13 protein-coding genes are annotated in these 14,451 nt (G+C 34.8%); 5 read left to right on the forward strand and 8 right to left on the reverse strand.

Annotation, left to right across the window (positions count from 1 at the left end):
- Positions 1–105 precede the first annotated feature (105 nt).
- Complete coding sequence (locus NSQ08_RS25875) at positions 106–1,404, forward strand: MFS transporter (protein WP_002089901.1); 1,299 nt, start codon at positions 106–108, stop codon at positions 1,402–1,404.
- A 119-nt stretch (positions 1,405–1,523) separates the two neighbouring features.
- Here NSQ08_RS25875 and NSQ08_RS25880 read toward each other — a convergent pair whose 3' ends face one another.
- Positions 1,524–3,092, reverse strand: coding sequence for a BCCT family transporter (locus NSQ08_RS25880; protein ID WP_340779769.1), 1,569 nt, complete (start codon positions 3,090–3,092; stop codon positions 1,524–1,526).
- 362 nt (positions 3,093–3,454) lie between these two features.
- Entirely contained in the window at positions 3,455–4,525 is a 1,071-nt protein-coding gene (locus tag NSQ08_RS25885) for a nitric oxide synthase oxygenase (RefSeq protein WP_002034978.1), read from the reverse strand.
- Positions 4,526–4,743: 218 nt separating this feature from the next.
- Here NSQ08_RS25885 and sodA point away from each other — a divergent pair, with 218 nt between their 5' ends.
- Positions 4,744–5,370, forward strand: coding sequence for a superoxide dismutase [Mn] (sodA, locus tag NSQ08_RS25890; protein WP_002034977.1), 627 nt, complete (start codon positions 4,744–4,746; stop codon positions 5,368–5,370).
- 88 nt (positions 5,371–5,458) lie between these two features.
- On the opposite strand, the gene NSQ08_RS25895 is transcribed toward sodA, so the two are convergent.
- A complete protein-coding gene (locus tag NSQ08_RS25895; protein ID WP_193652234.1) occupies positions 5,459–6,403 on the reverse strand; it encodes an NAD-dependent epimerase/dehydratase family protein in 945 nt (314 codons plus the stop codon).
- A 43-nt stretch (positions 6,404–6,446) separates the two neighbouring features.
- On the reverse strand, positions 6,447–7,037 hold the full coding sequence (locus tag NSQ08_RS25900; RefSeq protein WP_061673851.1) for an AmiS/UreI family transporter: 591 nt from the start codon (positions 7,035–7,037) through the stop codon (positions 6,447–6,449).
- A 523-nt stretch (positions 7,038–7,560) separates the two neighbouring features.
- On the opposite strand from NSQ08_RS25900, the gene NSQ08_RS25905 reads away from it, so the two are divergent.
- Positions 7,561–7,962, forward strand: a complete 402-nt coding sequence (locus tag NSQ08_RS25905; RefSeq protein WP_002192217.1) for a hypothetical protein — start codon at positions 7,561–7,563, stop codon at positions 7,960–7,962.
- A gap of 106 nt (positions 7,963–8,068) precedes the next feature.
- Positions 8,069–9,889 carry an exopolysaccharide Pel transporter PelG gene (gene pelG / locus NSQ08_RS25910; protein WP_340779779.1) on the forward strand — a complete coding sequence of 607 codons (1,821 nt, stop codon included), beginning with the start codon at positions 8,069–8,071 and terminating at the stop codon, positions 9,887–9,889.
- A 49-nt stretch (positions 9,890–9,938) separates the two neighbouring features.
- Here pelG and galE read toward each other — a convergent pair whose 3' ends face one another.
- Both galE and trhA read right to left on the reverse strand, forming a co-directional pair.
- Entirely contained in the window at positions 9,939–10,955 is a 1,017-nt protein-coding gene (galE, locus tag NSQ08_RS25915) for a UDP-glucose 4-epimerase GalE (protein ID WP_061673857.1), read from the reverse strand.
- A gap of 183 nt (positions 10,956–11,138) precedes the next feature.
- Positions 11,139–11,786, reverse strand: coding sequence for a PAQR family membrane homeostasis protein TrhA (trhA, locus tag NSQ08_RS25920; RefSeq protein WP_002016441.1), 648 nt, complete (start codon positions 11,784–11,786; stop codon positions 11,139–11,141).
- A gap of 164 nt (positions 11,787–11,950) precedes the next feature.
- Here trhA and NSQ08_RS25925 point away from each other — a divergent pair, with 164 nt between their 5' ends.
- Positions 11,951–12,511 (forward strand): DUF1836 domain-containing protein, encoded by a 561-nt coding sequence (locus NSQ08_RS25925; RefSeq protein WP_002035007.1) that lies wholly within the window; start codon positions 11,951–11,953, stop codon positions 12,509–12,511.
- A 43-nt stretch (positions 12,512–12,554) separates the two neighbouring features.
- On the opposite strand, the gene NSQ08_RS25930 is transcribed toward NSQ08_RS25925, so the two are convergent.
- Both NSQ08_RS25930 and NSQ08_RS25935 read right to left on the reverse strand, forming a co-directional pair.
- The gene (locus tag NSQ08_RS25930; RefSeq protein ID WP_340779783.1) at positions 12,555–14,000 is read right to left on the reverse strand and encodes a DEAD/DEAH box helicase; all 1,446 of its coding nucleotides are present in this window, start codon (positions 13,998–14,000) and stop codon (positions 12,555–12,557) included.
- Positions 14,001–14,179: 179 nt separating this feature from the next.
- A complete protein-coding gene (locus NSQ08_RS25935; RefSeq protein ID WP_340779785.1) occupies positions 14,180–14,443 on the reverse strand; it encodes a hypothetical protein in 264 nt (87 codons plus the stop codon).
- Positions 14,444–14,451: the final 8 nt, after the last annotated feature.

The raw sequence follows: 14,451 nt of genomic DNA on the forward strand, positions 1-14,451 counted from the left end.
TTTTTAGGGATACGTATGCTTTTTTGGCCTTCTCATCATATCAGGTGAGAAGGCCTTTTGTTATTCTTCCATAGCGACTGTAGAAGAAAATAAGGAGGATTAATGATGAACGTCACTACTGATGTACAATCAACAACAGAGGAGACGAAAGAGAAAAGATATAAAACATTGTTTGGTTCTGCGCTAGGATATGCAGCAGAAGGTTTAGACATGTTGCTCTTATCTTTCGTACTCGTCTACATTTTAAAAGAATTTCATTTAAGCCCTGTTGAAGGTGGAAACTTAACATTAGCTACCACAATAGGAATGCTAATCGGGTCTTATTTATTTGGATTTATTGCTGATTTATTTGGGCGTATCCGTACGATGGCCTTCACAATCTTACTATTCTCACTAGCAACAGCACTTATTTATTTCGCAACAGATTATTGGCAATTATTAATTCTTCGCTTTTTAGTTGGAATGGGAGTTGGTGGTGAATTCGGGATTGGGATGGCCATCGTAACTGAAACATGGTCTAAAGAAATGCGCGCTAAGGCGACATCCGTTGTTGCACTTGGATGGCAATTTGGCGTACTAGTCGCTTCACTCCTTCCGGCATTTATCGTCCCACATTTCGGATGGAGAGCTGTTTTCTTATTTGGACTCATTCCCGCTCTACTAGCTGTTTACGTCCGCAAAAGTTTAAGTGAACCGAAAATATGGGAACAAAAACAACGATACAAAAAAGAATTGTTACAAAAAGAAGCTAAAGGTAATTTAACAACTACTGAGGCAGAACAACTAAAGCAAATGAAAAAGTTCCCACTTCGAAAGTTATTTGCCAATAAAAAAGTAACGATAACAACAATTGGTCTTATTATTATGTCATTCATCCAGAACTTCGGATATTATGGAATTTTCACATGGATGCCAACTATTTTAGCGAATAAATATAACTACACATTAGCAAAAGCGAGCGGTTGGATGTTCATCTCTACAATCGGCATGCTAATTGGAATTGCAACTTTTGGTATTCTAGCCGATAAAATTGGCCGACGTAAAACTTTTACAATCTATTATGTCGGTGGTACTATATACTGTCTCATTTACTTCTTCTTATTCACAGACTCAACATCATTGTTATGGGGAAGTGCATTGCTTGGATTCTTTGCCAATGGCATGATGGGGGGATTCGGAGCAGTTTTAGCTGAAAACTATCCTGCTGAAGCTCGCTCGACAGCAGAGAACTTTATTTTCGGTACAGGACGTGGGTTAGCTGGATTTGGACCTGTTATTATCGGCTTACTTGCTGCAGGTGGTAATTTAATGGGAGCATTATCTCTCATCTTCATTATCTATCCAATCGGTTTAGTTACAATGCTATTATGTGTCCCAGAGACGAAAGATAAAGTATTAGAATAGATTGAAGCTGTACGAAATGTTTATCCAAATACTGTCCCCTCAGGAAAAGTATTTGGATAAATAGCAAATAGGAAGCATCTCAAATGAAATGCTTCCTATTCTTATATAAATACAATTATTTATTTTGATTTACTAGCTTTTTGGAACAAGAAGCTAGTTTTATCTTCTTCTTTTACAATACCTTGTTTTAACGCTAATTCCCCTGCGACTTTAGGCGCTAGCCATAGCATTGGGAATAACAGAATAGATACCGGAACAGCCGTCACTACAATGAAGGATTGTAAGGCGTTAATACTTCCCTCACCCATATATAAAAGAATCGCCGCAACTGCGCCCATAATAAGCGACCAAAAAACTCGCAAACTAATTCTAGGATCTCCATCTCCAGTCACTGCCATTGAAATCGAATAAGCCATTGAATCTCCTGTTGTCACTACAAATAAAATTGTTAATAAAAGAAATGCAGGTCCAATAATATTAGATAGTGGCAGTTGCTCTGTAATTGCAATCATAGCCGCTGGCATACCAGATTCACTTAATGCGGTCGAGATAGAACCAGGATTCATTAACTCATAAAACACACCTGATCCCCCTAGTATAGTAAACCAAAACGTTGTAATAATAGGTGCAATAATTCCAATTGCAACGATGATTTCTCGGATTGTTCTTCCTCTTGAAATTCGGCTCACTAAAATTGCCATCATCGGTCCATATCCAATAAACCATCCCCAGAAAAAGATTGTCCACGATCCTAACCAAGCTGTATCACCACGATATGTGCTCATTGGAATAAATTCATTTATATAAAATCCAAACGAAGAAACAAATGAATCGATAATAAATCCACCTGGTCCAAATAGTAATACAAATACCATTAATAGAACTGCTAACCTAACATTTAAATTACTTATAATTTGAATCCCTTTATCAATTCCTGTTACCGCAGATATAGTAGAAACAGCTACTACACAAACAATAATGGCTAATTGAGTAGTAAACACATCAGGAATGTTAAACAATGCTTGTAACCCATAGCTTGCTTGTAGTCCTAAAAATCCGATTGGACCAATCGTCCCTGCAGCTACCGCAATAATGGCAAACACATCGATCATTGTTCCAAGCCAACTCTTTCGCAATTTCTCTCCAAAAATAGGATATAAAAGCGTTCGAGGTTTTAAAGGCATATCTTTATGATAATGCCCGTACATCATAACTACCGCACTAATTGTACCTAAAATCGTCCAAGCCAGGAAACCCCAGTGCATATAACTTTGTGCTAAAGCAGGCATTACCGCTTCTTTCGTTCCAGCAGTTATACCTTCATGTATTGGTGGCACCGTCATCAAATGGTACATCGGCTCTGCGGCTGCCCAAAAAACGCCACCTCCAGCAAGTAATGTAGACATAATAATAGCGAGCCATTTTGTCGTACTAATCTCAGGTTTTTCTAGTCCCCCAAGTTTAACTCTCCCATATTTCGAAAACGCCATACACATTGCAACAACAAATGTACCAATTAATAAAACCTGCCAAAAGGCACCAAAATATTTAATTGAAGCTGCAAAACTGCTAGTAATAGCTCCCTCTACGTAACTTTTATTTAAAATAACTGCAATTACAAATAATAAAAGTGAGCCACCACTAATAAAAAATACAGGCCAATCCGTTTTTCGACTCTTCATCCTCATTTACACTTCCTCCTTCCTCAGCAATCTAAAAAAACAACTTTATTATGTTTTCTTTTTTACACCCAAAACACAATGATTATATAAGCATAATAATTCATCAATTTCCTACACACTTATGTTGTCCCTAAAAATATGCTAAATCCCTTATTTAAAAGAAAATTTCTATTCCTATTACATAAAAAAGCAAAACAAAAGACCTTATATTTCTATAAGGTCTTCGAAACAGAAATTTGATTATAACATAAGGAACTCCTTGGTTCAAAAAGTCCTTTCCAAAAATAACCGATAGTAAAGGCTTCCATTTGCTACGTAACAGTAATTAAAAAAAATTATATTTTGCAGAAAAAAAACTATACTAGCTATTATTTATGAAAGAAATTCGGCTTCAAAATTTCATTTGGATACGGTTTATGATAAATATGAGTGGTAGCTGGCGACAACGGTGGAATGAGCCACACCCAATTACCTGTTACAACCCGTCCACATGCCGCTTCCTGCTTCTCAAATTGTTGAAATTGTTGTGCAGCTGTATGGTGATCCACAATACTAACTCCTTGTTTTTTAAAAGAATGTAAAACAGCCACGTTTAATTCAATTAGCGCCTTGTCTTTCCATAACGTACCGTTTCTCGATGTATCGAGCTTCATCATCTCCGCAACAGCCGGAAGTAAATTATAGCGATCATGATCCGCTAAGTTACGAGCCCCAATCTCCGTTCCCATATACCATCCATTGAACGGGGCTGACGTATAAGAAATACCGCCAATTTCTAAGCGCATATCTGAAATCATTGGAACCCCATACCATTTTGCTCCAAGTGACGAAATCGGGTATTCTGGGTGTTCAATTGGCACTTCTTTTACTTCTTCTCTCGGAATTTCTTTATATATAGGTGCCTTCCCGTTTATAGAAAACACAAGTGGCAATACATCGAAATTCGTACCTTCTCCTTGCCAGCCAAGTTCCTGACAAAAATCCGTAAACTCAGTGGAATGAGAGTCACCAATCACTCCCATTTCTGTTTTATATCCTGCATACCGAATCAATTGGTGATTATAAATTCGTATATTATTTTCTTCACCTTGATATTGCTTAAAAATTGTAATTGTCGGTTTAACTTTCCCATCGTTCGTTGCATATTTAATATGATGAATTAATGCATTGTATACACCTTCCTCATCATTTACTTCACGTGCATCTAATATGTGCATCTTACTCCAAAATAGTCTTCCGATACATCGATTACTATTGCGCCATGCCATTCGTGATCCATGAACAAGTTCTTCAAATGTATGCTCATACGTCCCCGTCTTCTCTATTTCAATTTGAATTTCTTTTATTCTCTCTTCTATGAATTGTTCTTTATTAAGCTCTTTATAGCAAACCGTAATAAAATGACTCGCTTCCTCTATTAATTGTTTCGTTTTACTCATAAACGATCTCCTTCTATTTCAACAAAACGTTACTACTTTACAGTATAAGCAAAAAGAATAAGAGTCACAAATGAAAGTCGAAGTGTTACTTTTATTGTAATATTTTTCAGAAAATTAAAGAGATTACTATTGACTTGTATAAAAAATAGGTGTATTTTTGACTCAGGTAAATTATTTTTACCTAGACCAACTTTTTTAATAAGAAAGGAGGGAATGTTATGTCTTCATTTCAATTGCCAAAGCTTTCATATGACTATGATGAACTAGAGCCATATATCGATAGCAACACGCTTTCTATTCATCATGGAAAGCACCATGCGACATACGTAAATAACTTGAATGCCGCTTTAGAAAACTATACGGAATTACATAATAAATCTTTAGAAGAGTTACTATGTAATTTAAAAACTTTACCAAAAGAAATTGTTACAGCTGTCAGAAATAACGGTGGTGGACATTATTGTCATAGTCTTTTTTGGGAATTAATGAGCCCGCGAGGTGGCGGTGAGCCTAATGGAGACGTTGCAAAAGTAATTGATTATTATTTCAATACCTTTGACAACTTAAAAGATCAACTTTCCAAAGCAGCTATTAGTCGTTTTGGAAGTGGCTATGGATGGCTTGTTCTGGACGGTGAGGAACTTTCCGTTATGAGTACACCCAATCAAGATACACCTTTGCAAGAAGGTAAAATTCCATTACTCGTCATCGATGTATGGGAACACGCCTATTATTTAAAGTATCAAAATCGGCGTCCAGAATTTGTTACCAACTGGTGGCATACGGTGAACTGGGACCGGGTAAATGAAAAGTATTTACAAGCAATTCAATCACAAACACATTAGTCGTGCGTATAAGGTAAATTTGGTAATGTAAAATTAGTATTGTCGAAATCCTCCAGAATCCCCCGGATTGCCACCGGGGGATTTATGATTATTTCATTGTATTTATGTAATAAAGTAAAACTTTTTCCGTCTCTAATTTCAACTCTCGGAACGGGAATCCTAATTCACGAGCCTTTCCATTATGTAACGTACAATTAATCACTCCATTATAAGGAGCTATATTATCTCCTACTTCTTGAATGAGCGCTTTTATCCCGGTATTCTCTTCTATGAAACGAATAACTTCTCTGGTAGAAACCACCCCGTTACTACAAGCATTAATTGGCCCTTCTATGTCCTTCATCCCGCACCAAGCTAAAAATTCTCCTGCTTCTTTTTCATGTATAAATGACAACTCTCCATCTACATAATCCACAACGATAGACTCTTGTTTCACAACATGTTCAACGTAAAATTGTAATCTTTTCGTATAATCGTTTTCTCCAATAACGACGGGAAATCTTACCGCAACGACTGGGAATGTTGCATGTTGAAATAAAACTGCTTCAGCTAATCGCTTACCTTCACTATAATTGAAATCATTCCTACCTCCATACGTAATTGTATACTCGTACGGATTGAAGTTTTCTTCTAACAGGCCTAGCGCAGGCTCATAGACAGCCATTGAAGATGTCATAATGTATTTCTTCGTTTTTCCTTTTAGCACTTCACATATTATCTTCGCTGCATTCGAGCTATAGCATAAATTATCGTATACGATATCATAACTTTTACCTTCAAAACGCTCTTCTAGTAGCCTCTCATCTTCTCTATCTACAATCAGTCTTTTTACTGCACTTCCAAAGGGATCTTCAGTAACTCCCCTCGTCGCAATCGTTACATCATGTCCAGCTTGCAACAGTACTTCTACTAAATGTTTACCAAAAAATCTTGTTCCCCCTAGCACCAATACTTTTTTCACCTTCATCATCCCCGTTTTTACAAATTGTAAAATACTACCTCTATTATTATAAACGCTAAAATAAAAAAACATGGAATCAGTTTAACGATTCCATGTTTTTTCTACACACGATACATTAACGTACTCGATATTTAAAAATACAATAGCAGCAATATAAAATAGAAATTACTGATACATAAACCCATAGTTCATATATGAATCCCTCGCCCCATACTCCCATAAAATAAAAGAGTGAAGGCAACGTCAATGTTACCCACGATTGTACAAAAGCAATTCTGCCAAGATATTGATTGATATTCTTTTTTTGTGCATTTAATACAAAGAATAAATACCAAAGTAATGCCCACATAAACCATGTTAACGCATTAACAACATCGTGGAATTGAACAAATGAAACAACCATATAGAATAAAGCAATAATTGCTACCCAAATACAGAACCAGCCTAGTCCACTACTATCCATTCCTTTAATAAAAGTAACGCCTACATATAAATAAGTTAAACCAAATAAAAAAGTAGCCGCATATGAATATACCGTCCAATTACTTTGATCAGAAATCATAATCAAATAGAACGGAATGATAATTTGTAATGCCCCCACAAATAAATTAAAGACACCTGCACTTTTCATCTCTACTTTGCCTAATATGACAAGACTATTTAAAAATAAAGCTGCACCTGAAAGTAATAATCCTACGTAACCCATATATATTCGTGTGAAAATCTTTCCCTTTCACACTTTTAACCTCCCCACAATATAAAGTGATACTTTATCCCGCATTAACGAGCAGTAAAACTCCCACCTCAAAATTCAGCTAGAGCAAAGAAGTTAAGTGGGAGATCAACTGCCCGTAAAGCCCGATCGGTGAAGGCTAATAATCAGTGGGGATGAACAACCCCCACCCAATGATTAAAGTTTCACTTTATTATTTTTCTTCCTATTTAAAACTACATACATAATTTTTAACCTGAATAAGTTAGACTTCCTACCTTAAAAAATAACAAATTTAAAACGCTTTCAATAATAAATAACCCTATCAAAACATGAAATAGGATTCCTTGATTATAAACGTACTCTAACAATGATACAAGTGTTGGAATACTTTTCAATACTACGTTTTGAATTTCTATAAAAAATTAGTAGAATGATACATTTTCCCTATCTCATTCTATTAATTATTTGCATAGAATATCGTACACTCATATTAATTTAGAAAGGTTTGATATTTATGCCTCTTCATTATCCAAATCATTTTGTTTTTCACTCCACAGGTGTATTAACAAGAGAGCCCGCAACTGTTTCAGCAGTAGTAAACATTGTAAATTTAGATGCATATTACACACACCATGTAACTATAGAGGTTTGGGATTGGTCTAACTATTCTAATCCTGTAAAATTACCTGTACTAATTGGTGAAAATACGGAAGTAGCATTCCCATATATTTTACAAGGCAACCACTTAGCAGTTTTTTATGCTGATTTAGATGACTCTATTGATTTGTATGAAATTCGTATTTCTTATCCTGGCCACTCCAATATTGTTGCAAATTGTTTTGGGCGAAGTATCCCGCCATATACAAGCCAAGAAGGTAATACAGTATACCATAAACAACTCGTTCGAATTCATTAAATCTCCCCTATTATGTGAAAGGGGCTGGTCAGTAATACATTTATCTTTATAAGATAATCGTATTACTGACCTAAAGCGTGATAGTCAATCTTGATAGTATCTCATTTTGAACACTTGCTATTTATATGAAGAAAGTAGTGGATCCTTCTTAAATTACTTTTGGATGTGGAGATCTATGTTCACACCAATCATTCAAATTTTACAAATTGATTTTCCTGAATTAGATCTTATTCATTCTGTATCGACAGGGTATGGTGGATTGCTGGGTGCTGCAATTAGTGCCAAGTCCGATATACCATTTATTCTAACTGAACACGGTATTTATTCTCGGGAGCGTGAAGAAGAAATACTACAATCTACTTGGATACCAATTGAATATAAAAAAAGATGGGTTTCTTTCTTTCATCACTTGTCTCATCAAGCATATGAACAAGCCGCTGATGTAATTACGTTGTTCGGCCGAAATAGTGCATATCAAAAAGAATTAGGTGCTCCGGCCCATAAACTAAAAATCGTTCCAAATGGCGTTACTTTATCTGACTATAAAGGGTTACGTAAACCAAAATACAATTCGGATAAACTCATCATTTACGCTATTATACGAGTTGTACCAATTAAAGATGTAAAAACAATGATTTATGCAGCTAAATTATTATTAGAAAAAGATATTCCATTTATATTTTACTTACTAGGTCCTGATACGGAAGAAGCAGAATATGCTCAGGAATGTCGTGATTTAATTCAACAATTAGGATTAGAAGAGCATGTAATAATGACCGGCAAAGTAAATATTAAAGATTACTTAAAACAAACAGATATTCTCGTATTAACAAGTATATCTGAAGGACAACCATTAGCCTTGTATTATAAAATTGTGATGCTATTTTTATTTTTAGCTTTAAACATCATTTGGATTCAATCCATTTATTTAACAGCAGCTAAAGATTATCAGTCCATCGCTCTTGCATTTTTAATTGGTTCCATTTTCTCCTTATCTGGAATTGCACTTATCGCTTACTGGCATCCAACACTTGGAATAGAACACGGATTGGCCCTATTACTTTTAATTTCTTTTACAATCGGGACTTTCATTACATTAGTGTGGTTAAGTATAGTTATTGTACGAATGTTTCCAACTAGTGATGCTACTGAACAATTTACCTTTCTTTCTTATTTAGATAAATATCCAGAACTATTCTGGTCAAGCTTACTTTACAATATTGGCATTTGGGTATGTAACTTTGTTATTTGGTTCGGAGAAGGGCGAGGAAATATTGAAAACACGTTTATTTATCATCAAATTTATGATACATCTGTTTTCTGGGCTTATTTAAGCATTATCCCAACCTATATTTTCTTCGTAGTATCCATTGAAACAAGGTTTTATGAACGGTATAAGAAGTTCTTCGGTTCAGTTAACAATGGGGCGACATTAAATACAATTTTACAATTAAAAGAATCAATGAACTTTGTCCTAAAGCAAGAAATGGAACGAATACTTCGTAATCAAGGTATTTTTTCTTTACTTATTATTTTTATAATATGGATGTTTAGTTCACAATCTGGGAACGTAACACTTGAATACTCTATTTTGCAGCTGACTATAATTGGTGCTTATGCAAACGGGATGGTCCTTGTTATCACGTTACTACTCTTATATTTTGAAGATCGTAAAGGGGCATTTCGAACATCAGCCCTGTTCTTTTCTGCAAATTTGTTATTAAGTCTTCTTCTACTTCCATTTGGGTTCAATGGTTACGGTATTAGTTTTGCACTTGGATCTTCTATTACATTCTTATATGCTATTTCTAGACTCTTTACTTACATTAAAGATATTGATTACTATACGTTTTGTCAGTCAAATACTCCTATAAAACGGCGAACTTTCTTTACTAAATTTGCTAATAAACTTAATGGAAATAAATAAATAAAAATGACCTTTTGCTCCCGCAAAAGGTCATTTTTTTATCTGGTTATTAAACTTCTAGATAGCCATTTTTGTTATTTGATTGCCATCTCCAAGAGTCTGCACACATCTCTTCTAATCCGCGTTTTGCTTCCCATCCTAATTCACGCTTCGCTTTCGATGCATCTGCAAAACATACTGCCACATCGCCAGGTCGACGCTCCGTAATTTTATAAGGAACTTCTTTTCCCGAAACCTTTTCAAATGCTTCAACCATTTCCAACACACTATAACCAGTACCTGTACCGAGATTGTATGCATCTATCCCAGTAGTGCCAAGTACCTTTTCAAGCGCCTTTACATGGCCATTTGCTAAGTCTACAACATGAATATAATCACGGACACCCGTGCCATCTTTTGTTGGATAGTCATTTCCAAATACACTTAATTCCTCTAACTTCCCTACTGCTACTTGCGTTACATATGGCATTAAGTTATTTGGAATTCCGTTTGGATCTTCTCCAATGCGTCCACTTTCATGTGCACCAAATGGGTTGAAATAACGAAGTAATGCAATACTCCATCCTGCATCTGCAAATGCTACGTCACGCATAATTTGTTCAATCATTAATTTCGTTTGACCATATGGATTCGTTGCACTTAATGGAAACTCCTCCGTAATTGGTGATGTTTCTGGAATACCATACACTGTTGCAGACGAACTGAAGATCATCTTCTTCACATCATGCTTCTGCATCACTTCACATAGCACTAATGTGCTTGTAATGTTGTTATGATAATACGTTAACGGAATTTCTACTGATTCCCCTACAGCCTTAAAGCCTGCAAAGTGAATAACAGCTTCAATTGTATTTTCTTCAAAAATCGTATCAAGTGCTTCTCGATTTAAAATATCTTCTTTATAAAATTTAAACTGTTTTCCTGTTATCTCTGTCACTCGATTTATAGACTCTGCTGAGCTATTCGAAAGATTATCTACTACTATAATTTCGTAACCGTTTTTTAGTAATTCTACGCATGTATGACTACCAATATATCCTGCTCCACCTGTTACAAGTATTGCCATAATTATAGTCCTCCATATTTCATTCATTATAAACTTCTCAAAGTATATCACATATTTCTTATCATATGTTTATTATGCGAACACAGAAACTTACATTTTATCCCATGATTTTTAGTACAATACACGATTCAAATCAGGTAATAAAAAAACGCCACATAACAGACATCGCGTGGCGTTTTTTGATCAAATTACGTAACAATATACACTTAGAAAATGTGCAAGACTACCTAACAATACAAAAACATGAAAAATTTCATGGTGTCCCATATATTTAAACTCCAACCATTTTGGCTTCGCACCGTAAATAAACCCACCAATTGTATAAAAAATGCCTCCAAGTACTAAGAAAATAATACCTCCTGTACTTAGATTCTCAGCTAGCGGTGCAAAGAATAGAACAATTAACCAACCCATCAGAAGATAAATTGCTGTCGATAACCATCTTGGACAATTAAACCAAAACATTTTAAAAGCAATACCACAAATTGCCGTTGCATAAACTAAACAAAATAATAGTAAACCATTTGCCGAATTTAATGTAATTAAGCAAAAGGGTGCATATGTACCTGCAATTAATATGAAAATCATAGAATGATCTAGCTTCCTAAAGAAATAAATAACACGTTCACTGGCTACGACACTATGATACACAGCTGATGCCATATAAAGGACCATCATCCCGATACCGAATAAAATAACAGCTGTAATTGCAGCAACAGATGGCATCTTAACAGAAACTTTCACAAGCATAGCTAATAATGCAATAAATGATAATACAGCTCCTCCTAAGTGAGTAAATGCATTAACCGGTTCTCTTACATAAACATTCATATAAACACCCCTCATATAATTACATGTAGTTTTCATAACTACATGTAATTATATACGTATTATCCGTACGGGTCAACATTTACAATTCATTTGTTTCGTAATACCATATTTAAAGATATACTAAACATTAAGTTCCACTAAGTTATAAAAGTGAGGGGTTCTACGTGGAAAATATAAATAAATTACTTGAATCATTACATTTAGAAAAAAGTATTAAACTTGAGGATATCCCAAATGTCGACTTATATGTAGACCAAGTTGTCCAACTATTTGAGAATACTTATGCGGATACAACGAGAACTGATGATGAAAAAGTATTAACAAAAACAATGATTAACAATTACGCAAAAGGGAAATTATTCATCCCTATCAAAAATAAAAAGTATTCAAAAGAACATATGATTTTAATCAGCTTAATTTATCAATTAAAAGGAGCTCTTTCCATTAATGATATAAAAAGCTCCTTAGAAAATATAAATGCACCGTTAATAAACGATGATACATTCGAATTAAATACTCTATATAAAGATTACCTTTCTCTTACTGACACCAATGTGGAAAGCTTTAAGCAAGACGTGAATAACCGTGTTAAGGAAGTAAACGAGGTTTCTTCCTTAGAAGATCCAAAGCTAGAAAAGTTTTTATTACTAACATCCTTCGTGACTATGAGTAATATGTATAGACGTTTAGCAGAGAAACTAGTTGATGACCTCAAAGAAACTTAAACAAAAAAACTATCCACCTGTTAGAGGTGGATAGTTTTTTTGTTTACTTAATTGCTTCATGAACCTTTAATTGTTTCCCTTTAATCGTTGTGTTTTTCATATTTTTTAAAACAAGTGGTCCTTTTCCATTTAATATTTCAACGTAAGAAACATTGTCTTGTATTGTAATAATTCCTATATCTTCTGCTGTAACACCTTTAATTTTAGCAATTGTACCGACGAAATCTACCGCCCTAATTTTCTTTTTCTTCCCGCCATTAAAGTACAATTTCATAATTCCTTTGTTTAGGTCTGCATTTTTATCTTTCTTTATAATTGGTTTAGCATGTATCTTTTCCTCAAATACTGCTTTCCCTTTCATAACTTCTTCTTTTGAAGGTGCAAGTGCCTTTGGAATTTCAAAGCCAATGTACTCCTCAATCTCTTCTAAAAATCTATTTTCATACGGCGTCATGAATGTAATAGCTTTCCCGTTATTACCAGCTCGTCCCGTTCTTCCCGTACGATGTACATAACTTTCTTTTTCTAATGGAATATCATAGTTAATAACATGTGTAATATTATCAATATCAATTCCTCTAGCAGCTACGTCTGTCGCTACTAAATAACGGAACTTTCCTTTTCTAAAATCGTCCATAACTTCAAAACGATCTTCTTGTACCATACCACCATGTATTTTGTCACAAGGATAGTTAACCCGCTTTAACTGCTGAAATACGTGATCTACATTTTCTTGCGTACGGCAAAAAATAATACAACTATCTGGATTCTCAATCGTTGTTACATCTTTAAGAAGTGAAAGCTTCTCCTCTTCTCTCATCTCAAAAAGTGTATGTTCAATTTTATCTGTTGTAATCCCGGTAGCCTTAATTTCAATATGCGTTGGCGAATCCATATACGTACGAGATAACTTTTCAACATCTTTTGGAAGTGTTGCTGAAAATAGCATTGTCATTCGTTTTTTAGGTAATTCGTCAATAATTGCCTCTACTTGATCGATAAAACCCATATTCAGCATTTCATCCGCTTCATCAATAACTAAATACTTCAAACACTCTAAAGAAAGGGTACCTTTTTCAATATGATCTAACACACGGCCAGGAGTCCCAACTACAATATGTGTTTTTTGCTTTAACTCTAATTTTTGACGTGCAAATGGAGATTTACCATAAACTGCAGCGGCCTTAATTCTTTTGAAACGACCTATATTCGTAATGTCTTCTTTTACTTGCACCGCAAGCTCTCTCGTCGGTGTTAAAACTAAAGCTTGTGGCTTATTCTCTTCCCACTCCACCATTTCACAAAGTGGTATGCCAAATGAAGCGGTTTTTCCACTTCCAGTCTGTGATTTCACGACAAGGTCTTTCCTTTGCAAGGCAACTGGAATAACCTCTCCTTGCACTTCCGTTGGATGTTCATATCCTAAACCAGTAAGTGCTCTTACAATTTCTTTACTTAATGCATAATCAGCAAAACTTTTTTTACTCATATATTAACCTCTTTTTATTCTGTATTATTTTCTTTTTTCGCTTTTTCTATCAATGAATCATCATATACCTTATTATCACCTTATTCATTATACTTGAAAGCTCACATAAAAAGGCGAATCATTCGTGATTCGCCTGACTAAACAAAAGGATCTTCTATTTTAAAAACTTTTTAAAAATATTATTCCATATTATTCTGCCTTCTGACCGGTAATAACACTTTCTTCGGCTTCTCTTCTATTACTTTTTCTTCCTTACGGTTCTCATCTTTTGTTTTATCTACATCTACTGCCCTCGGCACACTCTGTATAATTTGTTCATTCGCATTTTGATAATATATTTTAAACTGTTCTTTCCCTTTCGTTTCCCTAATAATTACGTTAAGTTGCTCTTTTACATCCGCAAACTTCTGCTCGTTTTTCAACTCCTCTACTTTAACTAGCATTTGCTTAT

It is taken from the genome of Bacillus sp. FSL E2-8887, from assembly GCF_038007205.1.
Taxonomy (GTDB): domain Bacteria; phylum Bacillota; class Bacilli; order Bacillales; family Bacillaceae_G; genus Bacillus_A; species Bacillus_A mycoides.

Bases quoted from the DNA above. Each gene is read 5' to 3' on its own strand.
- NSQ08_RS25875 (WP_002089901.1), top strand. From the start codon at position 106: ATGAACGTCACTACTGATGTACAATCAACAACAGAGGAGACGAAAGAG.
- NSQ08_RS25880 (WP_340779769.1), bottom strand. From the start codon at position 3,092: ATGAGGATGAAGAGTCGAAAAACGGATTGGCCTGTATTTTTTATTAGT.
- NSQ08_RS25885 (WP_002034978.1), bottom strand. From the start codon at position 4,525: ATGAGTAAAACGAAACAATTAATAGAGGAAGCGAGTCATTTTATTACG.
- sodA (WP_002034977.1), top strand. From the start codon at position 4,744: ATGTCTTCATTTCAATTGCCAAAGCTTTCATATGACTATGATGAACTA.
- NSQ08_RS25895 (WP_193652234.1), bottom strand. From the start codon at position 6,403: ATGTTTTTTTATTTTAGCGTTTATAATAATAGAGGTAGTATTTTACAA.
- NSQ08_RS25900 (WP_061673851.1), bottom strand. From the start codon at position 7,037: ATGGGTTACGTAGGATTATTACTTTCAGGTGCAGCTTTATTTTTAAAT.
- NSQ08_RS25905 (WP_002192217.1), top strand. From the start codon at position 7,561: ATGCCTCTTCATTATCCAAATCATTTTGTTTTTCACTCCACAGGTGTA.
- galE (WP_061673857.1), bottom strand. From the start codon at position 10,955: ATGGCAATACTTGTAACAGGTGGAGCAGGATATATTGGTAGTCATACA.
- trhA (WP_002016441.1), bottom strand. From the start codon at position 11,786: ATGAATGTTTATGTAAGAGAACCGGTTAATGCATTTACTCACTTAGGA.
- NSQ08_RS25930 (WP_340779783.1), bottom strand. From the start codon at position 14,000: ATGAGTAAAAAAAGTTTTGCTGATTATGCATTAAGTAAAGAAATTGTA.
- NSQ08_RS25935 (WP_340779785.1), bottom strand. From the start codon at position 14,443: ATGCTAGTTAAAGTAGAGGAGTTGAAAAACGAGCAGAAGTTTGCGGAT.